Annotated in this window: 32 protein-coding genes; 12 read left to right on the top strand and 20 right to left on the bottom strand. The window is 26.6% G+C overall.

Going from position 1 to position 25,838, the window contains the following annotated elements:
* Positions 1-128: 128 nt before the first annotated feature.
* The 5 genes from AAQM_RS12530 to AAQM_RS12510 all read right to left on the bottom strand — a co-directional run bounded on the left by AAQM_RS12530 (position 129) and on the right by AAQM_RS12510 (position 3,848).
* Complete coding sequence (locus tag AAQM_RS12530; RefSeq protein ID WP_129095526.1) at positions 129-830, bottom strand: phosphoadenylyl-sulfate reductase; 702 nt, start codon at positions 828-830, stop codon at positions 129-131.
* An 8-nt stretch (positions 831-838) separates the two neighbouring features.
* On the bottom strand, positions 839-1,069 hold the full coding sequence (locus AAQM_RS12525) for a DUF2061 domain-containing protein (protein WP_129095527.1): 231 nt from the start codon (positions 1,067-1,069) through the stop codon (positions 839-841).
* 31 nt (positions 1,070-1,100) lie between these two features.
* On the bottom strand, positions 1,101-2,033 hold the full coding sequence (gene cysK / locus AAQM_RS12520) for a cysteine synthase A (protein WP_129095528.1): 933 nt from the start codon (positions 2,031-2,033) through the stop codon (positions 1,101-1,103).
* Between the two features lie 128 nt (positions 2,034-2,161).
* A complete protein-coding gene (locus AAQM_RS12515) occupies positions 2,162-2,575 on the bottom strand; it encodes an RrF2 family transcriptional regulator (RefSeq protein ID WP_129095529.1) in 414 nt (137 codons plus the stop codon).
* Positions 2,576-2,579: 4 nt separating this feature from the next.
* Entirely contained in the window at positions 2,580-3,848 is a 1,269-nt protein-coding gene (locus tag AAQM_RS12510; RefSeq protein WP_129095530.1) for an O-acetylhomoserine aminocarboxypropyltransferase/cysteine synthase family protein, read from the bottom strand.
* A 211-nt stretch (positions 3,849-4,059) separates the two neighbouring features.
* Here AAQM_RS12510 and AAQM_RS12505 point away from each other — a divergent pair, with 211 nt between their 5' ends.
* The 3 genes from AAQM_RS12505 (at position 4,060) to AAQM_RS12495 (ending at position 6,550) form a co-directional block, all read left to right on the top strand.
* Entirely contained in the window at positions 4,060-4,374 is a 315-nt protein-coding gene (locus AAQM_RS12505; RefSeq protein WP_129095531.1) for a cupin domain-containing protein, read from the top strand.
* A 95-nt stretch (positions 4,375-4,469) separates the two neighbouring features.
* Complete coding sequence (locus AAQM_RS12500; protein WP_129095532.1) at positions 4,470-5,696, top strand: BaiN/RdsA family NAD(P)/FAD-dependent oxidoreductase; 1,227 nt, start codon at positions 4,470-4,472, stop codon at positions 5,694-5,696.
* A 122-nt stretch (positions 5,697-5,818) separates the two neighbouring features.
* Positions 5,819-6,550, top strand: a complete 732-nt coding sequence (locus tag AAQM_RS12495) for a DUF2971 domain-containing protein (protein WP_129095533.1) — start codon at positions 5,819-5,821, stop codon at positions 6,548-6,550.
* Between the two features lie 185 nt (positions 6,551-6,735).
* On the opposite strand, the gene AAQM_RS12490 is transcribed toward AAQM_RS12495, so the two are convergent.
* The 4 genes from AAQM_RS12490 to AAQM_RS12475 form a co-directional block, all read right to left on the bottom strand.
* Positions 6,736-7,011, bottom strand: coding sequence for a type II toxin-antitoxin system RelE/ParE family toxin (locus AAQM_RS12490; RefSeq protein ID WP_129095534.1), 276 nt, complete (start codon positions 7,009-7,011; stop codon positions 6,736-6,738).
* Positions 7,001-7,255 (bottom strand): prevent-host-death protein, encoded by a 255-nt coding sequence (locus AAQM_RS12485; protein WP_129095535.1) that lies wholly within the window; start codon positions 7,253-7,255, stop codon positions 7,001-7,003. Before AAQM_RS12485 ends, AAQM_RS12490 begins: the two co-directional genes overlap by 11 nt.
* A gap of 64 nt (positions 7,256-7,319) precedes the next feature.
* On the bottom strand, positions 7,320-7,511 hold the full coding sequence (locus tag AAQM_RS12480) for a hypothetical protein (protein WP_129095536.1): 192 nt from the start codon (positions 7,509-7,511) through the stop codon (positions 7,320-7,322).
* Positions 7,512-8,360 (bottom strand): bacteriohemerythrin, encoded by an 849-nt coding sequence (locus tag AAQM_RS12475; protein WP_129095537.1) that lies wholly within the window; start codon positions 8,358-8,360, stop codon positions 7,512-7,514. It lies immediately after the preceding gene.
* A 181-nt stretch (positions 8,361-8,541) separates the two neighbouring features.
* Here AAQM_RS12475 and AAQM_RS12470 point away from each other — a divergent pair, with 181 nt between their 5' ends.
* Entirely contained in the window at positions 8,542-8,925 is a 384-nt protein-coding gene (locus tag AAQM_RS12470; RefSeq protein WP_129095538.1) for a hypothetical protein, read from the top strand.
* Between the two features lie 39 nt (positions 8,926-8,964).
* On the opposite strand, the gene AAQM_RS12465 is transcribed toward AAQM_RS12470, so the two are convergent.
* The 8 genes from AAQM_RS12465 to AAQM_RS12430 form a co-directional block, all read right to left on the bottom strand.
* Positions 8,965-10,908 carry a methyl-accepting chemotaxis protein gene (locus AAQM_RS12465; RefSeq protein ID WP_129095539.1) on the bottom strand — a complete coding sequence of 648 codons (1,944 nt, stop codon included), beginning with the start codon at positions 10,906-10,908 and terminating at the stop codon, positions 8,965-8,967.
* Between the two features lie 171 nt (positions 10,909-11,079).
* Positions 11,080-12,231 (bottom strand): multidrug effflux MFS transporter, encoded by a 1,152-nt coding sequence (locus AAQM_RS12460; RefSeq protein ID WP_129095540.1) that lies wholly within the window; start codon positions 12,229-12,231, stop codon positions 11,080-11,082.
* Positions 12,232-12,233: 2 nt separating this feature from the next.
* Entirely contained in the window at positions 12,234-12,656 is a 423-nt protein-coding gene (locus AAQM_RS12455) for a MarR family winged helix-turn-helix transcriptional regulator (protein ID WP_129095541.1), read from the bottom strand.
* A 124-nt stretch (positions 12,657-12,780) separates the two neighbouring features.
* Positions 12,781-12,999, bottom strand: a complete 219-nt coding sequence (locus AAQM_RS12450; RefSeq protein ID WP_129095542.1) for a hypothetical protein — start codon at positions 12,997-12,999, stop codon at positions 12,781-12,783.
* Positions 12,989-13,648 (bottom strand): HAD family hydrolase, encoded by a 660-nt coding sequence (locus AAQM_RS12445; RefSeq protein ID WP_129095570.1) that lies wholly within the window; start codon positions 13,646-13,648, stop codon positions 12,989-12,991. The genes AAQM_RS12450 and AAQM_RS12445 overlap by 11 nt, the downstream gene beginning before the upstream one ends.
* Entirely contained in the window at positions 13,635-14,543 is a 909-nt protein-coding gene (locus AAQM_RS12440; RefSeq protein ID WP_129095543.1) for a TPM domain-containing protein, read from the bottom strand. The genes AAQM_RS12445 and AAQM_RS12440 overlap by 14 nt, the downstream gene beginning before the upstream one ends.
* Positions 14,540-15,157: a TPM domain-containing protein gene (locus tag AAQM_RS12435; RefSeq protein ID WP_129095544.1), complete on the bottom strand. Its 618-nt coding sequence runs from the start codon at positions 15,155-15,157 to the stop codon at positions 14,540-14,542. Before AAQM_RS12435 ends, AAQM_RS12440 begins: the two co-directional genes overlap by 4 nt.
* A complete protein-coding gene (locus tag AAQM_RS12430) occupies positions 15,157-15,747 on the bottom strand; it encodes a LemA family protein (RefSeq protein WP_129095545.1) in 591 nt (196 codons plus the stop codon). The genes AAQM_RS12435 and AAQM_RS12430 overlap by 1 nt, the downstream gene beginning before the upstream one ends.
* Before the next feature lie 234 nt (positions 15,748-15,981).
* Here AAQM_RS12430 and AAQM_RS12425 point away from each other — a divergent pair, with 234 nt between their 5' ends.
* The 3 genes from AAQM_RS12425 (at position 15,982) to ung (ending at position 19,764) form a co-directional block, all read left to right on the top strand.
* The gene (locus AAQM_RS12425) at positions 15,982-17,628 is read left to right on the top strand and encodes an acetolactate synthase large subunit (RefSeq protein WP_129095546.1); all 1,647 of its coding nucleotides are present in this window, start codon (positions 15,982-15,984) and stop codon (positions 17,626-17,628) included.
* Between the two features lie 18 nt (positions 17,629-17,646).
* Entirely contained in the window at positions 17,647-19,038 is a 1,392-nt protein-coding gene (locus AAQM_RS12420) for an aldehyde dehydrogenase family protein (RefSeq protein WP_129095547.1), read from the top strand.
* 78 nt (positions 19,039-19,116) lie between these two features.
* Positions 19,117-19,764 (top strand): uracil-DNA glycosylase, encoded by a 648-nt coding sequence (gene ung / locus AAQM_RS12415; protein ID WP_129095548.1) that lies wholly within the window; start codon positions 19,117-19,119, stop codon positions 19,762-19,764.
* Here the strand turns inward: ung and AAQM_RS12410 are convergent, their stop codons facing one another.
* On the bottom strand, positions 19,765-20,112 hold the full coding sequence (locus tag AAQM_RS12410; RefSeq protein WP_129095549.1) for a nitrous oxide-stimulated promoter family protein: 348 nt from the start codon (positions 20,110-20,112) through the stop codon (positions 19,765-19,767). It lies immediately after the preceding gene.
* Positions 20,113-20,221: 109 nt separating this feature from the next.
* Between AAQM_RS12410 and AAQM_RS12405 the strand changes: the two genes are divergently transcribed.
* Positions 20,222-20,869 (top strand): Crp/Fnr family transcriptional regulator, encoded by a 648-nt coding sequence (locus AAQM_RS12405; RefSeq protein WP_129095550.1) that lies wholly within the window; start codon positions 20,222-20,224, stop codon positions 20,867-20,869.
* A 7-nt stretch (positions 20,870-20,876) separates the two neighbouring features.
* Here AAQM_RS12405 and AAQM_RS12400 read toward each other — a convergent pair whose 3' ends face one another.
* Positions 20,877-21,287 carry a hypothetical protein gene (locus tag AAQM_RS12400; RefSeq protein WP_129095551.1) on the bottom strand — a complete coding sequence of 137 codons (411 nt, stop codon included), beginning with the start codon at positions 21,285-21,287 and terminating at the stop codon, positions 20,877-20,879.
* A 146-nt stretch (positions 21,288-21,433) separates the two neighbouring features.
* Between AAQM_RS12400 and AAQM_RS12395 the strand changes: the two genes are divergently transcribed.
* From AAQM_RS12395 to zntB, 4 genes are all read left to right on the top strand, one after another.
* Positions 21,434-21,787, top strand: coding sequence for a ComEA family DNA-binding protein (locus tag AAQM_RS12395; RefSeq protein ID WP_129095552.1), 354 nt, complete (start codon positions 21,434-21,436; stop codon positions 21,785-21,787).
* A gap of 78 nt (positions 21,788-21,865) precedes the next feature.
* Positions 21,866-22,294: a YchJ family protein gene (locus AAQM_RS12390; RefSeq protein WP_129095553.1), complete on the top strand. Its 429-nt coding sequence runs from the start codon at positions 21,866-21,868 to the stop codon at positions 22,292-22,294.
* The gene (locus tag AAQM_RS12385) at positions 22,291-23,031 is read left to right on the top strand and encodes a YaaA family protein (RefSeq protein ID WP_129095554.1); all 741 of its coding nucleotides are present in this window, start codon (positions 22,291-22,293) and stop codon (positions 23,029-23,031) included. Before AAQM_RS12390 ends, AAQM_RS12385 begins: the two co-directional genes overlap by 4 nt.
* Positions 22,998-24,014 (top strand): zinc transporter ZntB, encoded by a 1,017-nt coding sequence (gene zntB, locus AAQM_RS12380; protein ID WP_268878219.1) that lies wholly within the window; start codon positions 22,998-23,000, stop codon positions 24,012-24,014. Before AAQM_RS12385 ends, zntB begins: the two co-directional genes overlap by 34 nt.
* 1 nt (position 24,015) lies before the next feature.
* Here the strand turns inward: zntB and AAQM_RS12375 are convergent, their stop codons facing one another.
* On the bottom strand, positions 24,016-25,818 hold the full coding sequence (locus AAQM_RS12375; RefSeq protein WP_129095556.1) for a mechanosensitive ion channel domain-containing protein: 1,803 nt from the start codon (positions 25,816-25,818) through the stop codon (positions 24,016-24,018).
* Positions 25,819-25,838: the final 20 nt, after the last annotated feature.

Below are 25,838 nucleotides of genomic sequence, written 5' to 3'. Positions count from 1 at the left end.
TTTTTTCCTTTCAAATGGTTCCCATTTTAAAGGAACCTATTTTTTTATATAACTACTTTTTAACAGAATTTGTAAAAAATCCTTAAAAGTAGCAAAACCTAAAGGGCTTTGAGAACAAAGCCTTACTCTTATTTTTTGTGTAAACCACACTCTTTATGTTCTGGGTTCTCCCACCACCATCTTCCTGCTCTTATATCTTCACCTTCTTTTATAGCTCTTGTACAAGGAGCGCATCCAATACTAGGGAAACCAATATCATGAAGTTTGTTATATGGAACTCTATTTTCTTTTATGTAATCCCAAACATCTTTTTCACTCCAGTTGATTAAAGGATTTACTTTAATTACTTTAAAGTTTTCATCCCATTCAACTAAAGGCATATCAACTCTTGTAACACTTTGAGATGCTCTTAAACCAGTAATCCAAACTTCAACATCTTTTAAAGCTCTTTTTAATGGCTCGATTTTTCTGATATTACAGCAGTTTTTTCTATTATCAATACTTTCGTATTGACCATTTACACCTTGAGTTTGATAAAGCTCTTGTACTTTTTCACTATTTGGAAAAAATACATCAATTTTTACACCATATTTTAAATTTGTTGCATCCATAACATCATAAGTTTCTGGATGAAGTCTTCCTGTATCTAATGTAAATATTGTTGCATTCTTATCTTGTTTTAAAATAACATCTGTTAAAACTTGGTCTTCTGCTGCTAAACTTGAACTTAAAGCTACATTTTTAAATTTTGTTAAAAAATAAGCTACTACTTCTTGAGTTGATTTATTTTCTAATTCTTTATTTATATTTTCTATTAATTCTTTACTCATTTTATAACCTAAATTTGATAATCATTTTCTTGTGTTTTTACTCTTCCAAAAGATAGTTTATTCCAAGCTCTCTCATGAAAATAATATAAAACCATTTTAGTAACTAATTCAATAGTTCCTATTGAGGCTGCCATTACTAAATTACCCGTTACAAAATATGAAATAATCATCGTATCTAAAGTTCCAACTGTTCTCCAAGAGATAGTTTTTACAACTGACCTATATGCTTTTTCGTGCATTTGTTTCCTTTTTTATATTGATGAAGAGTTTTTACTCTTCATCATAGTTATATAATCCAGAACTTAAGTATCTTTCACCTGTATCACATAAAATTGTTACGATTACTTTACCTTTGTTTTCTGGTCTTGATGCAATTTGAGATGCTACATAAGCATTTGCTCCAGCACTAATTCCTACTAATAATCCTTCATTTTGAGCTAAAGCTCTTGAACTTTCAATTGCATCTTCATTTGAAACTTGTACAACTTCATCATAAATATTTGTATTTAAAACATCTGGTACAAATCCTGCTCCAATTCCTTGAATTTTATGAGGTCCTGGTTTTCCACCACTTAAAACTGGACTTGCTTCTGGCTCAACTGCAATAATTTGGATATTTGGATTATGAGCTTTTAAAACTTCACTTGTTCCTGTTATTGTTCCACCTGTTCCAATAGCAGCTACAAAAATATCAATTTTTCCATCTGTATCAGCTAAAATCTCTTTTGCTGTTGTAAGTCTATGAATTTCAGGGTTTGCTGCATTTTGAAATTGTTGAGGAATAAAAGAATTTGGCGTAGTTTCTTTTATTTCATTTGCTTTTTCAATTGCACCTTTCATTCCTTTTTCAGGTGGGGTTAATACAAGTTCAGCACCTAAAGCTTTTAATAATCTTCTTCTTTCAATACTCATAGAAGCTGGCATTGTAAGAATTAATTTGATACCTAAAGCTGCACAAACAGAAGCTAATGCAATCCCTGTATTTCCACTTGTAGGTTCAATCACAGTTGTGTCTTTGTTGATAAGTCCTGCTTTTAAAGCACTATTTATCATATTTGTTCCAATTCTATCTTTTACTGAATGTGATGGATTCATAAACTCACATTTACCTAAAACTGTTGCTCCACTTACTTCACTTGCTTTTTGTAATTTTACTAAAGGTGTGTTACCAATTAATTCTGTTATGTTATTTGCATATTTCATCTTATTATTCCTTTCAAATAGTTCCCATTTGTAAGGGAACCTTTTCATATTTATCTACTTTTTAGCAGGATTTATAAAAAATCCTTAAAAGTAGCAAAACCTAAAGGGCTTTAAGAATAAAGCCTTACTTATATATTGTAATGTAAAAATTCATTATATTTATCTTGATACTCATCTAGTTTTGATAGTTGAATATCAAAGATTTTTTTCATACTATTTTTTGACTCATCAAAAAAGATATTCAAAATAGGGTTTTCCGCTTTTGAATCAATAATCTTTATATCATCTTCCAATGCAATCAAAATATCCACTACTTTGATTTCATCAGGAGTTTTTGCAAGAATATATCCGCCTCTTGCACCTCTTATACTTTTTACAAGTTCAGCACGTCTTAATTTACTTAAGAGCTGTTCCAAGTAGTTTTGAGGAATATTAGCATTTGCTGATATATCCTTGATTTGCATGGGACTATCTTCTTGATGCTTACTTAATTCGTACATGGCTGTTAGACCATATACACCTTTTGTTGAAATTAATGGCATTTTTTTAGTTTAATGCTTGATTTAAATCTTGAATTAAATCTGCTGTATTTTCTAAACCAATAGAAAGCCTAACTGTAACTGGATTTACACCAGCTTTTACCAACTCTTCTGGAGTCATTTGAGAGTGAGTAGTTGATGCTGGATGAGTAATAAGCGATTTACTATCTCCAATATTTACTACTACACTAAATAGTTTAACACTATCTATAACTTTTTTAGCTTCTTCAAAAGAGCTAACTTCAAATGAAATTAATCCTGAAGCTTTTCCACCTTTGAAATATTTTTGAGCTTTTTCATAATATTTATCACTTTTTAGCCCTGGATAACTTACTTTTTTTACTTTTGGATGTGATTCCAAAAATTTTGCAACTTCAAGTGCATTATCAGAGTGTTTATCAACTCTTAATCCTAAAGTTTCCAATGATTGAATTAATAACCAAGAGTTATGAGGTGATGGTGTTGCTCCAATATCTCTTAATAAAGATAGTCTAATTCTCAAACAAAAGTTTGGAAGAGGAACATCTGTATAAACTAATCCATGATATGAAGCATCAGGAGTAGAAAAATGTGGATATCTAGCTACATTTTTTTTGAAAAATTCTGCTAATCCATCTCTTTCTACAATAATACCACCAAGAGCTGTTCCATTTCCACTTGTATATTTTGATGTTGAATGAACTGAAACATCAACTCCCCATTCAATTGGATTAAATAAAGCTGCACTTGCAACAGTGTTATCACAAATAGTAATAATTCCATGTTTTTTTGCAACTTCAACAATTTTTTCAATAGCTGGGATAGCAATTTGTGGATTTGATAATGATTCAAAGAAAATTGCTTTTGTTTTATCATCAATCAACTCTTCTAAATTTGAAGCATCATCACTATTAAATACTTTTACACTAATTCCAAATCTTTTTAAAGTGAAATAGAAAAGTGTTACACTTCCTCCATAAAGTTTATCAGAGATTATTATGTTATCTCCAGCTTCAGCTACATTTGCAATAGAGTAAAAAATTGCAGAAGCTCCACTTGCAGTTGCAATACCAGCTGCTCCACCTTCTAGTTGTGCAAATCTTTGCTCTAAAACATCAGAAGTTGGATTTGTTAATCTTGTATAGATTGGTCCAAGTTCTTTTAGTGCAAATAGATTTGCTGCATGTTCACTATCTCTAAAAGCATACGCTGTTGTTTGAGAAATTGGAACAGCCATCTCTCCGTTACCTTGTTTTTTGTCGTATCCTGCATGTATTGCAATAGTTTCTTTTTGCATTTTGTTAATCCTTTTTAATTTAATCAACTTTAATTATGTTGGAATTATAGAACATTTTTTTATCAATGTCAAGTAGTTTAATCAAAATTAATATAATAACCTTTAAATAAGGTGTGTTTATCTAACTTGATTAAATCTATCAAGATTATATCAGATGATTAAGTAATTTTAGGTAAAATACCAAAAAATCAATAATTTGGATAGTTTAAAAATGGAAAAATATAATATTTTTGATGAAATTCCAGTAGATAAAAGTGAAGAAAAATTTTTTGAAATTTTTAAAGATGAGAAGATAAAAATAGAAAAAATTGTCTCAAATGGACAAAAATCACCTCAAGATTTTTGGTATGAACAGGAAAAAAATGAATTTGTTTTAGTTATGGAGGGTTTTGCCATAGTTGAATTTGAAGATTTTGAAGTTGAGCTGAAAAAAGGTGATTGTTTAAATATAAAAGCTTATCAAAAACATAGAGTTAAATTTACAAGTTTAGATGAAACTACTATTTGGTTTGCAGTGTTTTATTGATATTTGTAAGAATTAAAAAATTAAAATTAAAAATGAATTTTTAATTTAAAAGAGTCTATTAGCTATAATCAAAAAAAATATTAATAGGCAACATTTTGAAAATAGCAATAATAGGCGCAGGTGCAGCTGGAATAATGGCTTGTATTACAGCCAAAAGATTAAACAAAAATTTACAAATAGATTTATTTGATGCAAATAAAGGAATAGGTAAAAAAATCCTAGCAAGTGGAAATGGAAGATGCAATATCTCAAATAGTTCTATCACTTCAAAAAACTATATAGGAGAGAATCCTGATTTTGTAAACTTTGCTTTAAAAGAGTTTGATTTTAAAGCCTTTGAAAAGTTTTGTAAAAGTGTCGGACTTTTGCTTGATGTGAAAGAGAGTTGTAAAGTTTATCCCCTTTCAAATGAAGCAAAATCTGTAACAAATCTTTTGGAGCTGGCTTTAAATGAGTTAGGAGTAAATATCTATTTAGAGAGTTTTATAAGGGATATTGAAAAAGTTGATGAAAAATTCAATATCAAACTTGATGAAACAGAATATAAAGGCTATGATAAAGTTCTTATCTCAAATGGTTTAGGAGCAGCTCCTCAACTAAATGCAAATGAGAGTGGTCTTGAATTTGCTTCAAAATTTGGACACACATACAATTCAACTTATCCTTCATTAGTTGGATTAAAAACTGACAATACTTACAATGGAAAACTTCAAGGGGTAAAAAAAGAGTGTAATGTAATCTTATTTGTGAATAACAATTTAGAGCAAGAGATTTTTGGAGATGTACTTTTTACAAGTTATGGAGTGTCTGGTTTTGCTATTTTAGATATTTCACAACTTGCTGTTTTAAATCTTAGTTCTTATCAAGATGTGAAAATCGCTATTAATTTTTTCCCAAAAATTAATAAAAATGATTTAGCTGACCAAATACAAAGTTTGCTAAAAACAGTTCCAAATCAAAGAGTTGTGGATATTTTGACAGGAATGGTTTCAAATAAAATTGCTCCTGTGTTACTTGATATTTGTAAAATAAATATTGATACAAAAGCAAACGAGATAAATGCAAAACAGATTAAAGCAATAGCTTATCAGTTAAACTCTTGGAAGATGAAGATTGTAGATACTCAAGGTTTCGGTCATGCGGAAGCTAGTGGTGGCGGTGTACGAACTATCGAGGTTGATAATAGAACTTATGAGAGTAAGCTAGTGAAGAATCTATATTTTGCAGGTGAGGTTTTAGATATCGTAGGGAATAGGGGAGGATTTAACTTACACTTTGCGTGGGCGAGTGGGTATCTTGTAGGAAAATCATTAGTAAAATAGTTCTTTTTGCAAATCTCAGCGTTATTGCAAAAAATATTATAGTCATTTACAATAGTAAACTCCTATAATATTTTTTACTGCTAGCCTTGATCTTTACAAAAATTTACTATTTTGGAGAATAAATGAATAGAAGTTTAATTTTATATAAATATCGTAGTTTTGGTGAATATGCTGATAAAATTATATTAAATTCAGAATTATATTTTGCATCACATACTAGTTTTAATGACCCATTTGATTGTAATTTAGAATTTGAAGAAGATGGAGATTTCAATAAACATTGTGAAACTTTAAATAAAACAGAAAAATCTTTATTAGGTGAAAAAACAATTGAAGACTATAAAAAAGATTTAAAAAGAAATTTAATAATTGAAAAATCAAAAGTTGGTATATTATCTATGAGTACAAATAATAAAAATATTTTAATGTGGTCTCATTATGCAGATAATCACAAAGGTTTGTGTTTTGGTTTTAAGAATGATTTTTATAAAGAAAGTGGCATTACTATGAGTAAAGTAATTTATTCAGAAGATGATAGGTATGAATTAATTCCTTATCTTGGCTGTGAAATAGAAGATATAAAAAGAATGTTTACCTTGAAATCAAGATATTGGGAATATGAGGAGGAATTTCGATTATTAGATTTAAAGAATAGCTATGGTTTAAAAAGATTTAATAATAAATATTTAAAAGAAATATTATTTGGCTGTAAAGCTGATGAAACCAATATTAAGAAAATAATTCAATTATGCCAATTAAATGGATTTAAACATGTAATTTTTAAAAAAGCTAGAATAGTACCTGGAAAATTTGAATTAGATTTTGATGAACTAGATAAAAATAAATATTTATAAAAAAGTGAGCATTTTCAAAATAGCGTAAAGAAAAATTAAATTAAATCTGTTAAGAAATTTGAACTGTTTGAGCGATAAGCGAGTTTTCAAATTTTAAGATTTCATTTTATTTTTTAGCTATTTTGGAACTTTGCGAACGATTTTCTTTTGCTTCTTTTCTTTACTAAAAAGAAAAGAATGAAGTATTAATACACATCATCATGAGTTCCTATATCAATAGGAATAATCTCATCATCTTTTATAATAAAATCAATAATAACTCTATACTCCATATTTATAGAAATTGAGTGAAAATCAGCCAATTTTCCTTTTAGCTTATGAAGTCTAAGGCTTGGATGAAAAGGGTCATTTTCTAGGATAAAGATACATTTAGCATATCGTTCAATCATATCAGGATGTTTTTTCAAAAACTTTTTTAATCGCTTTTTGTATTCATCTGTGATGATTAGTTTATAATTCATTTTTTATCTCTTCAACATGCTCTTTTGCGCTTTGTATTTTGAAATTTCCTTTTTTTATGTCTTGTAGAGATTTTAGATAAGCCAAGTCAAGTTCATTTGCTCTTAGTTCTTTATATCTTTCTATATCAAGAACTACATATTGATTTTTTCCTCTAACATTTATAATTAGTTCATCAAATTTTTCAAGAAGAGTTCCAAAAATAGATACACCTTTTGTTTTTACTTCATTTGCATTTATTATCATATAGTATCCTTAATAGTACTTTTAAAAGTATTATATACTATATTATTCTAATTTGTCAAAGATTTCAAAACCTCTCTTTCAAAACCACCAATTTCCTAATCTTCTCAAACTCAAAAACACCTTTATCGCTAGTTAGTCTATTTTCACTATCTAGTTTTAGAGGTTTAACATTTTTATAATTTTTATTTTCATAACTAAAACAAACATAGTTTTTATCAACTATAGCTTTTTGTAAAAATTTGTATTCTATGTTCATTTAGTTTTTATTTTCATTTGCTTTTACCCAGTTAATAATTTTTCTATCTTCTTGAATAATATGGTAAACCAATGAAATATCTATAATTTTTGCCAATTCTTTTTCAAATAAATCTTCGTTTAAAGTTGGAAGTTTTTTTACAAAATCATTTATTTTTGAAATTATTTCAGAATGTAGTTTTTTGTGTTCTTTAAATGCTGGATAATTTATTTGTTGCATATACTCTTCTTCATGCTTAAAGTGAGTTTTCATATAATCATATAATCTTGTTAAAATATCTTTGATTTTTGCAGTTTTTTCGCTAGCTTCAACTTCTGTAAATGCTTCTTTTGCAATATCAAAAAGCATTTTATGTTCAGCATCAATTTTAGGGTTATTTATGCTATAAATTTGCTTCCATCCAAAGCTTTTTCTTAAATCCTCTAAATTTGTAGACCATAATTCTATTTTTTTATCTTCTAAAATAATATGTCTTATAAAATACTCTTCGATGAAATTGAATAAAGCTTGTTGGATTTGCTCAAGTTCCATAGAGTTTAATTTTGAAACTAAATTTGTAAGCATATTTATCATATTTTTGTGAAGAAGTTTATGTTCTTCTAGTTCTGGATAAGAAATACTTTCCATATGTTTTTGCTCATTGGAAAAGTGCGTTCCTACATAATCAAAAAGTTTTGTAATAGTCTTTTTTAATTTTTCTATTTGTTCTTCATCCTTTTTAAGTTTGGAAATACTTAAAGCTTCTCTTGCTATAGAAAATAATTGTTGATGTTCTCTATCAATTTTAAAATTATTTATATTGTATTCTGATTTCCAAATAATAGAAATGTTTTCAACTTTTTGTTCCATTAAGTCCCTTTTTATTGTCTAAATTGATTATATATAATTTAATATTAAAATAAAAATAATTTTAATTTTATTATTAAAGAAAGTTAAAATATAGCTAAAAATAATTTGTTTATTTTTACTTTACAAGTTTTATTTTAAGAAACTTGAATATAATAAGCCAAAAACTAGGAAAGTATTAATTATGAGTAATAAAAATTTAATAGAAAAACCACAGACACCAGAACAAGAAAAATTAGTGCAATCACAATTTAATACAAATGTAGCATTTTATGTACATTTAAAAGCATATAATAACAATGTAAGAGAAGATTTAGAAAAAAGAATAAGTGAAGTTTTCTTTTTTTCTAGAGGAATAGATTGGAAATTTGATAGTTTTGGTATAGAAAAAGCAGGTTCACGAGGAAGTGAAATTTTAGGATATTTTATATTTAGAGCAGTAGAAATAGAAAAATTAAAAAAATTGTTTTTAGAAGAGTTTAAAGATTATGATAATGCTATAAAAATTAGTTGTTCTGTATCTAAATATGAAAAAGTTGAAGAAGAGTTTTTTGAGTTGGATGTATAATATTTTTATACATCCAATATCAACTACAAAGGAAAGTTTTTAAAAACTTTCCCATTCATCGTTTTGAGAAACTGTTTTAGAGGCTATTTTTGTCTCTTTTGGTTTATGGTTATGAACTGCTTTATGATTTGATGCAACATCTACACTTTTAGCTTTTACTTCATTTTTACCTTTAAACTCTTTTTTGTCAGCATCACTTACAACAAGTTTAGCTATTTCATCTGTTAATACTGCAACATCATGTGTTTGACTTGCAATCATTGCATTTTGTTGAGTTTGTTGATCCAAGCTATTTACAGCATCATTGATTTGTTCAATTCCTAAAAGTTGTTCTTTTGAAGCATTTTGAATATCTGCTATTAAGTTTATAGTTTGAGAAATATTTTCGTTTAGTTGTTTATAACCATCTATCATATTAGAAGCTATTTCTTTTCCTTGATTTGCTTTTGTTGTAGCATTTTGAACTAAATCTTTTATCTCTTTAGCTGCTTCAGCACTTCTACTTGCTAGATTTCTTACCTCTTGAGCAACAACAGCAAATCCTTTTCCAGCTTCTCCAGCAGTTGCTGCTTCAACAGCTGCATTTAGTGAAAGAATATTTGTTTGGAATGCTATTTGATCAATTACTGTAATTGCTTCATTTATTGCTGTAACTTGAGCATTTATTTCATCCATTGAAACATTTGTTTGATTTGCAAGTTTTTCACCATGTGTTGCTGATGTTGTTACATTTTGTGAGAAACTTGCCATTTTTGCAATACTTTCTGTATTGTGTCTGATATTACTTGTAATTTGTTCAATTGCTGCTGCTGTTTCTTCAAGACTTGATGCAGCTTCATTTGAACTAACATTTAATTTATCAACATTTGTTAATAAAATATTTGAACTTTCATCAAGCGTTAAACCATTTGTTTTATTTTCAATTAACATTTCAGTTATTGAATCACCAAGCATATTTACACCATTTGCAAGTTTTAATAAATGTTCTTTCAAATCTTTTGTAGAGATTTTATTTAGATAACTATAGTGTGCATATTGTTCTAAGATATTTAAAACATTATCAATATTTGTTTCAAGATTATTTGCCATATTATTTACAACATTTTTTAGTTGCATTAATGCTGGATTTGAAACATCAATATTTAATCTTTGACATAAATCACCTTGTTCAAACTCACCTAAAACCATAATAGTTTCATCGATTAGTTTTCTATCTTCTTCTATACCTTTTTTAGTTTTTGAAATGTTTTCATTTACAACTTTTGACATTTCACCAAATTCATCTTTTGCACTATCTTCCAATAAAGATACATCTTTTGCTTCTCTATTCAAGTAAGAGAAAAAGTTTAATAATCCTTCTTTAAATGAATTTAAAGAGTTAACGATTATATTTGATATTAAAATAGAGATAATGATAAAAATCACTGTAGCAACTACAGCTAAAACAATTAACATAAAATCTAATGTTTCAAAAGAGTCATCTCTTAATATTGAAGCATTTTTATTTATTTGTGTAATTCTATCTTCTAAATGAGCTCCAATTTCTGACATTTGAGAGATTTTTTTTCTCATTTCTTCAGATTCTTCAATAGTCCCACTATTAAAATTTTTGATTCTAAATTCTGATAATAAATCAAAATGTTTTAAATATTCGTCTGTAAGTTTAGCTATTTCATCAGATAAAACTCTATTTTCTTCAACGTTTAATTTATTTTTTAAATGAAGAACATTTTTCTTTAGTTCATTAAATTGAGAATTTACTGTTTGTGCTATTTCATTAGTAGGGTTTCTAAGAAATTGATAAACAGATATTCTAGCAGTAAGAACTTGTTGTACAAATTCATCTGTATGAATTGCAATATTGTTTCTAGCTTTTGCAGTATTGCTATAGTGCTTATAAACAAATGCTGCACCTATTATTATTAAGATAAATAATATAGGAAATAAGAAGAGTTTCTTCTTTGTATTAAGATTTTTTAACATAGTTTGCGTCCTTTTTTGTAAAGACTTATATTACTATTTTTTATATAATAAAATAACAAAAAAATCTATTAGAAGAAGAAAATATTTAAAAATGCAATCATTTTGATACTCTATGAAACAAAATAACCCAATAATAATAATTTTTTAGTGGTAAAATTTTAATCTTTACCATTATTTATAAACTCTTATAAGCATGAAAGAGAATAGAGAAATTATTGTTATACTAAAAGCTATCGGAAAAAAAGTAGGGCTATGAAAACTAAGTGCAATTGAAGAAATAATTGCTCCTAATCCAAATTGTAATACACCTGCAACTCCTGAAGCAACACCTGCATTTTTAGGAAAATGTTCTAAAATCAAAGCCATACAATTTCCAAAGATAAAAGCCATCATACTCATATATGAAGCAATTATTATCATAATCATCACAATAGAAATATCTTTATAAAGTAAAATAAAAATAAATCCTGAAAAAGTTTGTATAAATATTGCCATTTTTACTAAACTAATTGGTGAATATTTTTTTAATAAAGTTACATTTACTTTTATCATCAAAACTAAAATAATAAAATTTATTCCAAAGAAAAAAGGAAAATAATCTGTTGAAATCTCAAAATATTCTATATATATAAAAGAAGTTTTTGCAATAATTATAAAGAATCCACCAAATGAAAAACCTAATGTAAGCATTATTTTCATAGCATTTTTATTTGATAAAACAAGTTTAAAAGAGTCTATAATTTTTTGATTGTTGTAAACAAAACTCTCTTGAAGATCTTTATATACAAAAAATGCAACTACTAAAGAATAAATAGTTAGAAAAATAAAAATAGCTTTCCAAGAATAAAAATGTATTATAAAAGCTCCAATAGCAGGTGCTAAAAGTGGTGCTAAACTTCTAACCATTCCAATAAGTGAGAATATCTTTGCAGCTTCAGCTCCATGAAATCTATCTCTAACAGCAGCAGCAGCATTTACAACTACAATTCCTCCAAAAAATGCTTCAAAAAATCTATAAACCCATAGTTCATAAATATTTGAACTAAAGATGATTATAAAACTGAAGAATGCAAAACCTAAAAGACCAAATACAGAACTCATCTTTCTTCCATATCTATCAGAAATTGGTCCTCCAAAGACTTGACCAATAGAAAAACCTATTAAAAATATAGATAAAGATAGTTCAATTTTATGAATACTCACATCAAAATATTTTGCAATATCTGGAATAGAAGGTAAATAAGTATCCACACCCATTGGAGCAACCGATGATAAAATAGAAAGTAGAATGATTAAATATATGTGATTTGTAGCTTTTTTCATCTTTACTCTTTTATATTTAAAGTTACTTTTTCAAGTAACTCTATTAAAGTTTTTATATCTTTTTCATTTAAATTTGTTTTTAGTTTTTCTCTAAAATTTTTTACTATTAAAGCACTTTTCTCTAGCATTTCTTCGGCTTTACAAGTTAATTTTATTTGATTAGTTCTTTTATCTAATTGTATTTTTGTAATAAAATCTTTTTTTTCTAGTGTTGCTAAGGTTCTACTTATAGTTGTTTTATCTTTTCCAAGAATCTCTGCAATTTTTGTTTGATTTACATCTTTTTCATATTTTATAATTTCTAAAGTTGCCCTTTGTTCAGGTGCTATATCGTACTCTTGAAGTATTTTGTTATATTTATTATTGATTTTATTTGCTGTACGATTTATTTTAAATCCAAGTGATTTTTCTAATTCATAAGTCATTATTTTCCTTTAATTGTATATGCAATAGTTGCATATACAACCTTTGATAAATATTAAAAAAGGAGAGCAAAAACCCTCCTTTATATTTTTCAATATTAAATGAGATTAAATATCAAAAAAATAATTATATTATTTCAACAATTTTATCTAATCTAATAATTAAACCATTTGATAATATCGCAAATTCTTCTTTATTTTTTGTTTTGAAATCTACTATTAAGTCTTCTGTTTCGAGAGTTAATTCATTATCTAAATATATTATCTTCACTTTTTGTTTTTTAACTGCTAATTCTTCTAATTTATCATAGAAATGACATGAAATAGGTTTATAACTATTTGTCATTTATAATCTTTAAAATTTCTAAAGGATGAGTTATTAAAAAATCAGCTCCATGTTCACTCAACTCTTTTTCATCTCTAAAACCCCATAAAACACCAATAGCTATCATCCCTGCATTTTTAGCAGTTTGCATATCTACCATTGTATCTCCCACAAAATATACCTCTTCACAATTTGCATCAAAACTTTTTGCTATATTTATAGCTGCAATTGGGTCAGGTTTTTTAGGAATAGTTTGCTTTTGTCCATGAACTTCTTTGAAATTGTATTTATCAAATAAAGAATTTGCATATTGCAATGTAAATTCATGAGGTTTATTTGAAAGAATTGCCAAATTAATATCAAGTTTTTCTAGCTCATCTAATAGCTCGTAAACTCCATCATAGGGTTTTGTTTTTGAATGCAATTGTTGGTCATAAAGTACTTTAAATTTTTTTGTAATTTCTTCTTTAATTTCATTTGAATATCCTTTTAAAGCATTATCAACTAAAACAGAAATTCCACCACCAACAAAATATCTATAATCTTCTATTTTATGAATAGGAAGATTTAACTCTTTTAAAACTTGATTCATACAAACAGCTATATCTTCTAAAGAATCTATAAGTGTCCCATCTAAATCAAATATTATTGTTTTTTTACCAGCCGCCACTTGCGCCTCCTCCACCAAAACTTCCTCCTCTTCCACTAAATCCACCACCTGAGCTTCTTCTTGAAGAATTAAATCCTCCAAATCCACCTGAATTTCTTGAACTGTTCGTGTAATTAGATTTTGAGAGTTTATCAAAATCTACATCTCTTGCAGTTTTCAAATTAAAAATAAATACAACTATAAATACAATTAAAGCAACAATCAAATTAGATGTTGTAAATGCTTCAGACATAATATAAGAAAAAAAAGCAAAAAATGATGAACCCATAGATGAATTTGTAACTTTGTATAAAAATTGACTTTTTAATTTTCTTGAAATACTATTTATAAACATAGATATAAAAATCAATGCAAAAAAAGCTAAAGGAATAAAAGCATTTATTACATCATTAAATTCACTATTTTTAGGTTTTGCAACATATTCACCTTTTATAGAGGCTATCATTTCATTTACAGCTTTTAAAATTCCTAGTTCATATTGGTTTGCTTTGAAATTTGGTTTTATAGTATAGTTTATAATTTCATGGGCTATTTTATCGGTTAATGCACCTTCAAGTCCATAACCAACTTCTATTCTTATTTTTCGCTCATCCATTGAAATTACGAGTAAAACTCCATTGTTTTTGTCTTTTTGTCCGATTTGCCAATATCTACCTAATTGATATGAATACTCTTCAATTGTATAACCATGAAGTGAGTTTAGGATTACAACAACAATTTGATTTGAACTCTTTTCCTCTTCCTCTTTTAAAATTAAATCTATATCTTTTTTAACATTTGGTGATAAAATTTTTGCTTCATCTATAACTCTTGAATCTAATTTTGGAAAATATTGGGAAATATCAGCATTTAAAAAACTAAATATAAATAATAAAAAAATTATAATCTTTTTCATTTTAACTCGATTACTTCATTTGAAAGTTCATTTTCATCATCATTTTGTATTGGAAAATGTTGAATTAACATAGCCTTTGAAGTTTTAATAGCTTTTAAATAACCACTTAAAAAATCATCTTTTTTTATATCCAGAGTAAATTCATAAACTAATTGTTCCCAAAATTCATTAGGAATTTTTTTTGAGATTTCTGTATCCGTAATAATCTCTACATATTTTTCATCAAGACTTACAAAAAACATAATTGCTTGTTTAGATTTTGTTTTATTTAATCCTAAATTATAAAACTGCTCATTTGCTTTTAAAGAAGCTTTTTGATGTTTGTAACTTAAAGGAAGAAGTTTTAAAGTTAAATTGTTAAATTTAATGAAAAATAGATTAGTTCCTATAAAAATCAAAAGTTGATATTGCAAAAGTTCTAAAGTTGATATTTCTTTTAGAAAATATAAAATAAAAGAGAATAAAAAAGTTAAAAATATAGATATTATTAATGAAGCATATTTGTAATCTGAACTTTTTTGAGTAATAACTGCAACTAATTCAGCAGAACTAAATCTTTCAAGATTTTCAATTTCTTGAGAGATTAGTTCTTTTTCATTATCTTTTAAAATCATTAAAATTTCACTTTTGGTGCTTCTTGCTCTGTTTGACTTGCTGAAAAAGTCTCTTTTATCTGAGCATCAGGATGCGCAATCGCAGCTACAAGTTTTCCAGGCATAGTTCTTAATTCTAAATTGTAAAGTTTAACTGCTTCAATAAAATCACGTCTTGCAACAGTAATTCTATTTTCTGTTCCTTCAAGTTGAGATTGTAAAGATAGAAAATTTTCATTTGCTTTAAGTTCTGGATATTTTTCAACAACAACCATAAGTTTTGATAGAGCACTTGAAAGTCCTGCTTGTGCTTGTGAAAATTGTTCTAACATTTGTGGATTTAGATTATTTACATCTAAATTTATTTGAGAAACTTTACTTCTAGCTTCTGTTACTTCTACAAAAGTGCTTTTTTCATGACTTGCATAAGCTTTTACAGTTTCTACAAGATTTGGTATTAAATCAGCTCTTCTTTTATATTGATTTTGTACTTGAGACCATTTCTCTTTAACATTTTCATCAAGTTTTGGAACATTATTATAATTTACCACAACAATATAGATTAATGGTAAAACAATAGCTAAAACTAAAATGAGGATAATTTTTTTCATATGTAACCTTTTGAGTAATTTTTTATCATATTAAAAATAATATCAATATATTCTAAACAAGATTATTAAAATCATTAAAATATTAAGGGTTAATCAACTATAATTCGCAAGTTATGTAATAACATAAAAATTTTCATATTTGGAAAAAAAACCTAATAATGAAGAATAAATTAAACAGATATTGAATATGATTATCAATAAATTATTTTTAAAAAAAATCGGAGTAAACAAAAGATGAATGCATCAGAATTATTTGTAAAAGCATTAGAAAATGAAGGTGTTGAATATATTTTTGGAATTCCAGGTGAAGAGAATCTTGATTTTCTTGAAGCCTTAAGAACTTCAAATATCAAATTGATTTTAACAAGACATGAGCAAGGTGCTGGATTTATGGCAGCTACTTATGGAAGACTTACAGGAAAAGTTGGAGTTTGTATCTCAACTTTAGGACCTGGAGCTACTAACTTTGCTACAAGTGCAGCTTATGCACAACTTGGTGGAATGCCAATGATGATGATTACAGGGCAAAAACCAATCAAAAAATCTAAACAAGGTAGATTCCAAATTATTGACATCGTTGGTATGATGAAACCAATGACAAAATATGCTAAACAAGTTGTAAATGGAAATAATATTCCATCAATGGTTAGAGAAGCATTCAAAATAGCAACAACAGAAAGACCAGGTGCTGTTCATATTGAATTACCAGAAGATATTGCAGCTGAAGAAGTTGAATTTAATATTTATCCTGTTAAACCATTTAGATATCCAACTGCTTGTAAAGGTGCTGTTGCAGATGCAATTAAAATGATTGAAAGTGCAAAAAGACCACTGTTATTAATTGGAGCAGGTGCAAATAGAACTAGAATCGGAAATGCTTTAACTGATTTTGTAAATAAAACTGGAATGCCATTTTTCTCTACGCAAATGGGTAAAGGTGTTATTGATGAAAACCATCCATTATGTTTATCTACAGCTGCATTATCTAAAGATGACTTTATTCACTGCGCTATTGAAAGAGCAGATTTAATCATCAATGTTGGACATGATGTTATTGAAAAACCACCATTTTTTATGGAAAATACTCCAGATGCAACTAAAGTTATTCACGTAAACTTCTTCCCAAGTGAAGTTGATGATACTTATTTCCCTCAACTTGATGTTGTTGGTGATATTGCTGGAAGCGTTCAAGAAATGACAGAGGCAATTACTGCACAAGAGCATTGGGATTTTGATTATTATGCAAGATTAGCAGATGATATTAGAACAAGATTATCAAAATATTTTGGTGACAATAGATTCCCAATTTTACCACAAAGAGCAGTTAGAGCTATTAGACAAGCATTAAATGATGAGGATATTGTAACTTTAGATAATGGTGTTTATAAACTTTGGTTTGCAAGAAATTATAGATGTGCAAAACCAAATACATTATTATTAGATAATGCCTTAGCAACTATGGGTGCTGGACTTCCTTCTGGAATGGCTGCTAAAATGATAAATCCTGATAAAAAAGTTGTTGCAGTTTGTGGTGATGGTGGATTTATGATGAACTCACAAGAGATGGAAACAGCTGTAAGATTAGGTCTTGATTTAACTGTAATTATTTTAAATGATAATGCATATGGTATGATTAAATGGAAACAAACTGGTATGGGATTTGAAACATTTGGATTAGATTTAGATAATCCTGATTTTGTTAAATATGCTGAATCTTATGGAGCTCATGGACATAGACCTCAATCAGTTGAAGAATTTACTGAAACTCTAGAAAAATGTGTAAATGGAAAAGGTGTTCATTTAATCGATTTAGCAGTTGATTACTCTTTAAATCATGCAATATTAAATGATTTATTAGCTAAAAAACAGTGTTTAATATAATAATTTGAAAGGAAAAATATGAGTACAATAGAAGTAACATCACCATTTGATGGAAGAGTTGTAGGATCTGTTCCATTCACTACAGTTGAAGGAGTACAACAAGCTATCGATACTGCATACGAAAGATTTTTGGATGTAGATAACTGGATCCCAAAATATAAAAGAATTGAGATTTTAGAAAACTTGATGAAGATTATGTCTTCTCAAGTTGAAGAGTTAACAATTCTTTGTGCAAGTGAAGGTGGGAAGCCTTATATTGACTCTAAAGTTGAGATTCAAAGAGCTATTAATGGTGTAAAAATCGCTATTGAGCAAATTGGATTACAAGAAGGTCAAGAAATTGCTATGGGTCATACACCTTCAAGTGCAAATAGAATGGCTTATACAATGAAAGAACCAATTGGTGTAGTTGCTGCAATTTCTGCATTTAACCACCCATTTAATTTAGCAATTCATCAAGTAATTCCTGCAATTGCTGTTGGTTGTCCAGTTATTATTAGACCTGCTACACAAACTCCAATGTCTGCATTAAGACTTGTAGAGTTATTAAAAGAAGCAGGACTTCCTGACGGTTGGGCACAAGCTGTTGTTTGTGATAGAGCAGGTGGAGAGTTATTAGTTACAAGTCCTAAAACTGCATTCTTTACATTTATTGGTTCAGGACCTGTTGGTTGGTATTTAAATTCAAAAGCAAGTGCTGGGACAAGAAGTGCTTTAGAACATGGTGGAGTTGCACCAGTAATCGTTGAGCCAGATGCAGACGTTGAAGCTATGATTCCAGACCTTGTAAAAGGTGGATTCTACCATGCTGGTCAAGTTTGTGTTTCTGTTCAAAGAATTTTTGTACATGAATCATTAGCAGAAGTTGTAGCTTCTAAAATTGCTGAAAAAGCTTCAAAATTAATAGTTGGAGACCAATTAGACCCTAAAACTGAAGTTGGACCATTAATTAACCATAATGAAGTAAATAGGGTTGAAGAGTGGGTTAATGAAGCAGTAGAAAAAGGTGGAAAAATTTTAACTGGTGGAAAAAGAATTTCTGATTCTTGTTTTGAACCAACAGTTATTGTAAATCCTGCTGATGATGCAATTATCTCTCAAAAAGAGATTTTTGGACCAGTTGTTTGTGTATATTCATATAAAACATTAGATGAAGCAATCAAAAGAGCAAATCAACTGGATGTTTCTTTCCAAGCAGCAGTATTTACAAAAAATCTTGATACAGCTTTAAAAGCAGTAAAAAGATTAAATGCAACTGCTGTTATGGTAAATGACCATACAGCATTTAGAGTTGATTGGATGCCATTTGGTGGAGCTAGAACTTCTGGATTAGGATTAGGTGGAATTCCTGATTCTATGAGAGAAATGCAAAATCAAAAAATGATGGTTATTAAATCACCAGTTTTATAATCAATAAATTATAGATTTTTTCAAAGCTAAGGTTTTATAACCTTAGCTTTTTTTATTTAAAAATTTAAAAGGATAGATATGACTTGGGAAGATGTGATAAATTTAGAAAAAGAAAAAGATTATTATAAAAATTTACATAATGAGATAGAAAAAAGATATAAAACATCAACTGTTTTCCCTGAAAAGAAAAATATCTTTAAAGCTTTTTCTCTTACAAAATTAGAAAATCTAAAAGTTGTGATTTTAGGGCAAGACCCTTATCATGGATTTGGACAAGCTCAAGGTTTAGCATTTTCAACACCAAGTGAAATAAAAAATCCACCTTCAATGGTAAATATTTTAAAAGAGATAAATGATGATTTAGGAAAAAAATCTATTTGTGAAGATGGTGATTTAACACTTTGGGCAAAACAAGGAGTATTACTTTTAAATACTATTCTAACTGTAGAAGAGAGCAAACCAAAATCTCATCACAAACTTGGATGGGAAATATTTACAGACAATATAATTAAATATATTAGTGAAAATTGTAGTGATATAGTATTTATACTTTGGGGAGCTCCAGCGATTGCTAAAACAAAATTAATTGATAAGTCAAAACATCATATTTTAACTTCACCACATCCAAGTCCTCTTTCTTCTTATAGAGGATTTTTTGGTTCAAAACAATTTTCTAAAACAAATGAGATATTAACTAGTTTAAAAAAAGAGCCAATCAACTGGTAATTAATTAAAAAGATTAAATATCCTTGATTTTATTTTTCCTAAACTTAGTTTTATTGATGAATATTTCATGACTTTTGCTGTTTCTTTCCAATTTTCTTTTTCATAACAAGGATTTGGACATTTTCTACATCTTGGTTTTATTTCATGGGGACAAGATTGGAGTTTTTTAAAGGAATAATTAATTGCTTTTTGACAATCTTGACATAAACTTAATTCAAGAGTAAAAAAATTTGATTTATATTCAATATTATTTTGTATTTTTTCTTGAATTTCATGTTTATCTTTACAATATAGTTCATAAAAAGTTTTTAATGTTTTTATTTCTAGTTCAAATTTTTCTTTTGTCATAATTTATTACTTATATTTAGGATAATTATTGTCTTATTTAATATAACATTTTAATATTTTTACATAAAATACATTTTTACACATTGATTATAATCAAGAAAGAGAGATGATGATAAATATAGCACAAAATGATTTTAATTTTTTTAGTTTTTTAAAAGAAGAGGATTTAAACAGATTAAAAGAGATAACAATTAAAAAATATTTTAATAAAGATGAAATACTTTTTTATAAAGGTGATGAGCCTAAATACTTACATTTATTGATAAAAGGAATAGCAAAACTTTATACTTATGACCATAAAGAGAATGAGGTAGTAATTCATAATTTAATGGCACCTTCATTAATAGCTGAAATTGTAAATTATGAAGATTTAAAATTTCCAGCAAATTGCTCATTTGAAACAAAAGCAGAGGTTTTACTTATCGATTATGAAAAGTTTAAAACAGAATTTTTATTAAAACCTGAAATATCAATGTTTTTTATAAAATCACTTACAAGAAAAATAAAAGCCTTAGAGAGTTTTATAAATTATAATATTAGCTCTAATAGTTTAGAGAAAATTGCAAAATTTTTAATTGATAATGAATCAATTTTGATAAATTTAAAACAAGTAAAAATAGCTCAATTATTAAATATAACTCCTGAAACATTTTCAAGAAAACTAGCAAAACTTAAAAAAGAGAAAATTATTCAAAATGAGAAGGGTTATATTAAGATTTTAAATCATGAAAAATTGAAAGCTTGTTTTACTAATTAAAAAAGAGTTAATTTCCCTCTTTTTTAATATCTTTTTTTAACTCATTTAGAAGTATATATGTATTTTTTTTGTTAATCTTATCAAGTTGAACAAAAATAAAAGCTACAACAAATACGTTTAAATGAATCATTGCTTCAGAAAAAGGAAGATATATAAATAAAATACCTACAATCAAAATAAAAATTGGATTTAAAAGCTTTGTAAATCCTTCTGCTTTTTCTGCTTTTTCCTTATACTCTTTTTCATTTTCAAAGATGTATGAAATATCTTGTTGAGTTAATTGATTTTCACTTTTTAAAGAATCAAGTTGTTGGATAACTTCAACTCTTTTTTTATGTTTCAAATAATTAATAACTAAGACTACTACTAAAATTATTGAAGCAATATTAGATACAAATTCAATAGGAAATTGTTCCATTTTACACCTTTTAATTTAAATTTTTCTAGATTAGCATAATTTTATATAATAGTTTATTTAATAAAAAAAGATAATTTTAATTATTATATAAATAATATTTAAAATAATTTATGTATAATTAATTAAATTATTTTAAAGGAGAAGTTATGAAAAAAATAGTTGCATTATTAATGCTTTGTGGAACTTTTTTAGTTGCTCAAATAAATTTGCAAACAGCAAGTAAAGAAGAACTTATGAGTATAAAAGGAATTGGTGAGAAAAAAGCTGAACAGATTATGGAGTATAGAAAAAAAAATACTATTAAAAATCCTGAAGATTTGAAAAATATCAAAGGTTTTGGAGATAGTATAGTTGGAAATGTAAAAGAGTCAGGTAAAACTTCAAAAGAAAAAACAGAAAAGAAAGTTCAAGATAAAAAAGAAGAAAAGAAAAAAGAGTTAAATAAAGCTGTTGATAAAAAAATAGAAAAAACTACAGGAGCTTTAGTACCTAAATTATAGTCTAAATGGGAAGTTTTTCCCATTTTAGATTTTTACTTCAATTATGATAGAATCCCTAAAATTTAATAAGGTTCTATTTTGAAATTCTCTCCAAATGATAACTGTCCTTGTGGCTCTTTGAAAAAGTACAAAAAATGTTGTAAATCATTTCACGACAAAATCAATTTTCCTAAAACTGCTTTAGAACTTATGAAATCAAGATTTTCAGCTTTTGCTCTTTGCAATAGCGAATATATAATTTTTACAACACATCCAAATAATTGTGATTTTACTTTAGATTTAAAATCTTGGAATAATGATATATTGAATTTTTCAAAAAATACAAAATTTGAAAAACTAGAAATTTTAGAGATTATTGATGATGAAATTGAGAGTTTTGTAACATTTAAAGCTACTTTGTTTCAAGATAAAAATGATATTTCATTTATTGAAAAAAGTAGATTTTTAAAAGTTGAGGGAATTTGGAAATATATAGATGGACAATTTATAGAAGAGGAAGAAAAATGAAAATACTATTTTCACCAAGTGAAACAAAAATAGCAGGTGGAGATGAAATATCTTTTGATAAAAATAGTTTTATTTTTCCCGAACTTTTTGAAAAAAGAATGGAAATTGTAAAACAATATAATGATTTCATTACAACTGCTTCAAAAGAAGAGTTGATAAAACTTTTTGGAACAAAAAAAGAAGATGTATTAGAGCAATATTCAAAGGATTTATTTAAAACTCCTACGATGAAAGTAATTCAAAGATATGACGGAGTTGCTTTTGATTATTTGGAATATTCAAAATTAAAAGAAAATGAAAAATCTTATATTGATGAAAATGTTTTGATTTTTTCGAATCTCTTTGGAGTTTTAAAAGCAGGGAATAAAGGACTCCCTGATTATAAACTAAAACAAGGAGAGACTTTTTTTGATTTAAAAATAGAGAAATTTTATATGGATAATTTTTCAAAAGCTTTAAATGAATATTTAAAAGATGAAGACATTATTGATTTAAGAGCTGGATTTTATGAAAAGTTTTACAAAATAGAAAAACCATATACAACAATGAAATTTATAAAAGATGGAAAAGTAGTAAGCCATTGGGCAAAAGCTTACAGAGGAATTATTTTAAAACTTCTTGCAAAAAATGGTATAAAAACTATTGATGAATTAATGAGTATGGAAATAGAAAATCTAAAAATTGAAGAGATAAAAAAGAGTAAATTAAAAACAGAAATTGTTTATTCAATTTTTTAAAAGAGGAAGAACTTATGCCAAATAGTCCCGTTAAAGCTTTTTTACTTGATAAAAAAGGTTCATCTTTAGAACTAAGTTATGATGAATTAGAAAATATAAACAATGAAGATAAAATTTTATGGGTTCATTTTGATTATTCAAGCAAAGAGGCAATTGATTGGATTACAAATAAAAGTGGTATAGATTCAGTTGCTATTGATGCTTTATTAACAGAAGAGACAAGACCAAGAACTACTATTTTGGGTGAAGCTTTACTTATTGCTTTAAGAGGCGTAAATTTAAACCCAAATTCCAAACCTGAGGATATGATATCAATCAGACTTTATATTTCACCTAATTTAATTATTAGTACAAGAAAAAGAAATCTTTTATCCGTTGATGAAATAATAGATGATTTAAAAAATTCTAAAGGTGTTAAATCTTCTGCAGAGTTTTTAGTTGAACTAACACGAAAAGTCACTGATAGAATGGATATGGTTATTGATGAGATTCAAGATAGAACAGATTTATTAGAAGAGAATTTTATTGATTCTGAAAATACAGAATATAGAAGTGAGATTTTGGCAATTAGAAGAGAAACTATAGTTTTAAAAAGATATTTAACTCCTCAAAAAGATGCGTTAATAAAACTTTATAATGAAAAAATATCTTGGATAGATGAATATCAAAGAATAGAATTAAGAGAGACAAATGACCAATTAATGAGGCATATAGAAGAACTTGATACTATTAGAGATAAAGTGATATTAATTCAAGAAGAGTTAGCTAATAGCATGAATGAACAACTAAATAAGAAAATGTATATGTTATCTATAATTTCAGCAATTTTTTTACCACTTACATTTTTAACAGGACTTTTAGGAATAAATATAGGTGGAATTCCAGGTGCTGAAAATGAAAATGCATTTTATGTTTTTATAATTATTTTATTTATAGTTATAACTTTGCAGTTTTTTATTTTTAAAAAAAAGAAGTGGTTATAAACTAACTTCTTTTTAAATGTATATCCATTTGAGGGAATGGAATTTCAATATTGTTTTTTTGTAAAGTTTTATATAAGAAGATTAAAAAATCTGACATATTAGAAGAACCAACACCATTTTCATCAGGATTCTCACTAATCCAAACAAGTAATTCAAAGTCAATAGAACTTGTATTCATAGAAGTCATTCTAACCTTTGGAGCTTTTTGTGGCATATTTCTTATATATATTAAGTTACTTGTTTGTAAAGAATCTAAAACTATTTTTATTACTTCATCAATATCACAACCATAAGCTACACCAAAAGGAACATTTAATCTTCTAATATCATCTGAAAATGTAAGATTTATTACATTATTTTGAATTAAAGTTGAGTTTGGAATAATAATATCAATATTATCAAAAGTTGTAACGACACTACTTCTCATATTTATTTGAGAAACTTTTCCTCTAAGTCCTGTTGAAATCTCTATAATATGTCCAACTTGAATTGATTTTTCAAATATTAATATAATTCCTGAAATAAAATTTGAAACTATATTTTGTAAACCAAATCCAATACCAACTGATAATGCCCCAACTAAAATAGTAAGTGAAGATAAATCAATACCAACAGATTTAAGTCCAAAAACAAAAGTTATAGCAACTAAAAAATAATAACCAAGATTTGCAAGCATTGTTCTTGTTGCAATAGAGGTATTTCTTAAATAGTGAGTTGTAGAATTTGATATTTTCTTTTTATAAAAAGTAGCAATTGTAAAACCTATAATGAAAATTAAAAAGAATTTACTAATCGCCAATATAGATATTCCTTCACCAATTGGAATAATTGGATTATTTATCTCTTCCCAAGTATATTTTAAAATATCAAAAAAACTCTCTTTTGTATCTATAAAAGTAGTTTTTGTAACTCCCAAATGTTCTCTTGAAAGATATTTTAGGAGTTCAACTAAACTTGTATAAGTTTCAGGACTTTTTTCAATAAAATCTTGTAATCCTTTGTTTATTTCAAAATATTTTGAATCTTTGTTTTTTAAAAGAGGAATTAAGAATTCTATTTTAGTATAAATCATAGAGTCAATAACTTTTGATTTTTCATTTTTTAATATATCAATTTCATTATTTAATGAATTGATTTTTTGTTCATTTTCACTTATTTTTGCTTTATCTAAAGCAAGAGATAATCTTTTTTCTTCCTTTAAAATTTGTTCATGTATATTTTCTATTTTTGTTATCTTAGCTTGTAGTGTTTCATTATTTGGAATTTTTATATTTTTTAAACTATCAAGAAGAGATTTTCTAAAATTATTTTGATTTTTTATATATTTATCAATAATGAATTTATTTTGTTTATTTTTTAGTTTATAAAAAGCATAAAGTAGTTGAGAATTGATTGAAGTAATAGAGTTTTTTTCTGTTAATTTTGATATTTGTTCTTCTAATAATTCAATTTTTTTGATATTATCATCATATTCATTTTTTCTATTTGTTAATTCTTTCTCTAATTTTATATACTCTTTAATCTGTTTTATATAACTTTCTAAATCTTCTATTTTAGAAACTTCTTGTATTTTTATGTTGTTTTCTTGTTTTACTAAAGTAGATAATTTTTTTAACAAAAGAATTTGATAATCAATTTGTTCTTTATCTTCATTAGAGAAATTATTTTCTTGAAATTCGATTTTTTTTAGTTGCTCTAAATAAATTTTTTCTAAATTTTCACTTGATTGTTCGTACCAAGTTTTGTCTATATTTAAAGCAAATAGGTTTAAACTAAAAAGAAAAATAAATAGTAATAATTTCATAAATAAACTCCTTTAAAAAA

The sequence above is a fragment of the Arcobacter aquimarinus genome, from assembly GCF_013177635.1.
Classification (GTDB): Bacteria; Campylobacterota; Campylobacteria; order Campylobacterales; family Arcobacteraceae; genus Aliarcobacter; species Aliarcobacter aquimarinus.
Note: the sequence above shows the minus strand (reverse complement) of the source record. Positions and strands in the feature narration are given on the sequence as shown.

What these genes read in the sequence shown, in the direction of transcription:
- AAQM_RS12455 (WP_129095541.1), bottom strand. Translation starts at nt 12,656, where the DNA reads ATGACTTATGAATTAGAAAAATCACTTGGATTTAAAATAAATCGTACA.
- AAQM_RS12410 (WP_129095549.1), bottom strand. Translation starts at nt 20,112, where the DNA reads ATGACAAAAGAAAAATTTGAACTAGAAATAAAAACATTAAAAACTTTT.
- AAQM_RS12490 (WP_129095534.1), bottom strand. Translation starts at nt 7,011, where the DNA reads ATGAATTATAAACTAATCATCACAGATGAATACAAAAAGCGATTAAAA.
- AAQM_RS12460 (WP_129095540.1), bottom strand. Translation starts at nt 12,231, where the DNA reads ATGAAAAAAGCTACAAATCACATATATTTAATCATTCTACTTTCTATT.
- AAQM_RS12450 (WP_129095542.1), bottom strand. Translation starts at nt 12,999, where the DNA reads ATGACAAATAGTTATAAACCTATTTCATGTCATTTCTATGATAAATTA.
- AAQM_RS12505 (WP_129095531.1), top strand. Translation starts at nt 4,060, where the DNA reads ATGGAAAAATATAATATTTTTGATGAAATTCCAGTAGATAAAAGTGAA.
- AAQM_RS12495 (WP_129095533.1), top strand. Translation starts at nt 5,819, where the DNA reads ATGAATAGAAGTTTAATTTTATATAAATATCGTAGTTTTGGTGAATAT.
- AAQM_RS12485 (WP_129095535.1), bottom strand. Translation starts at nt 7,255, where the DNA reads ATGATAATAAATGCAAATGAAGTAAAAACAAAAGGTGTATCTATTTTT.
- AAQM_RS12515 (WP_129095529.1), bottom strand. Translation starts at nt 2,575, where the DNA reads ATGCCATTAATTTCAACAAAAGGTGTATATGGTCTAACAGCCATGTAC.
- AAQM_RS12405 (WP_129095550.1), top strand. Translation starts at nt 20,222, where the DNA reads ATGATAAATATAGCACAAAATGATTTTAATTTTTTTAGTTTTTTAAAA.
- AAQM_RS12475 (WP_129095537.1), bottom strand. Translation starts at nt 8,360, where the DNA reads ATGGAACAAAAAGTTGAAAACATTTCTATTATTTGGAAATCAGAATAC.
- AAQM_RS12440 (WP_129095543.1), bottom strand. Translation starts at nt 14,543, where the DNA reads ATGAAAAAGATTATAATTTTTTTATTATTTATATTTAGTTTTTTAAAT.
- AAQM_RS12385 (WP_129095554.1), top strand. Translation starts at nt 22,291, where the DNA reads ATGAAAATACTATTTTCACCAAGTGAAACAAAAATAGCAGGTGGAGAT.
- cysK (WP_129095528.1), bottom strand. Translation starts at nt 2,033, where the DNA reads ATGAAATATGCAAATAACATAACAGAATTAATTGGTAACACACCTTTA.
- AAQM_RS12465 (WP_129095539.1), bottom strand. Translation starts at nt 10,908, where the DNA reads ATGTTAAAAAATCTTAATACAAAGAAGAAACTCTTCTTATTTCCTATA.
- AAQM_RS12470 (WP_129095538.1), top strand. Translation starts at nt 8,542, where the DNA reads ATGAGTAATAAAAATTTAATAGAAAAACCACAGACACCAGAACAAGAA.
- AAQM_RS12430 (WP_129095545.1), bottom strand. Translation starts at nt 15,747, where the DNA reads ATGAAAAAAATTATCCTCATTTTAGTTTTAGCTATTGTTTTACCATTA.
- AAQM_RS12395 (WP_129095552.1), top strand. Translation starts at nt 21,434, where the DNA reads ATGAAAAAAATAGTTGCATTATTAATGCTTTGTGGAACTTTTTTAGTT.
- AAQM_RS12425 (WP_129095546.1), top strand. Translation starts at nt 15,982, where the DNA reads ATGAATGCATCAGAATTATTTGTAAAAGCATTAGAAAATGAAGGTGTT.
- AAQM_RS12400 (WP_129095551.1), bottom strand. Translation starts at nt 21,287, where the DNA reads ATGGAACAATTTCCTATTGAATTTGTATCTAATATTGCTTCAATAATT.
- AAQM_RS12375 (WP_129095556.1), bottom strand. Translation starts at nt 25,818, where the DNA reads ATGAAATTATTACTATTTATTTTTCTTTTTAGTTTAAACCTATTTGCT.
- AAQM_RS12435 (WP_129095544.1), bottom strand. Translation starts at nt 15,157, where the DNA reads ATGATTTTAAAAGATAATGAAAAAGAACTAATCTCTCAAGAAATTGAA.
- AAQM_RS12530 (WP_129095526.1), bottom strand. Translation starts at nt 830, where the DNA reads ATGAGTAAAGAATTAATAGAAAATATAAATAAAGAATTAGAAAATAAA.
- AAQM_RS12420 (WP_129095547.1), top strand. Translation starts at nt 17,647, where the DNA reads ATGAGTACAATAGAAGTAACATCACCATTTGATGGAAGAGTTGTAGGA.
- AAQM_RS12480 (WP_129095536.1), bottom strand. Translation starts at nt 7,511, where the DNA reads ATGAACATAGAATACAAATTTTTACAAAAAGCTATAGTTGATAAAAAC.
- AAQM_RS12510 (WP_129095530.1), bottom strand. Translation starts at nt 3,848, where the DNA reads ATGCAAAAAGAAACTATTGCAATACATGCAGGATACGACAAAAAACAA.
- AAQM_RS12525 (WP_129095527.1), bottom strand. Translation starts at nt 1,069, where the DNA reads ATGCACGAAAAAGCATATAGGTCAGTTGTAAAAACTATCTCTTGGAGA.
- ung (WP_129095548.1), top strand. Translation starts at nt 19,117, where the DNA reads ATGACTTGGGAAGATGTGATAAATTTAGAAAAAGAAAAAGATTATTAT.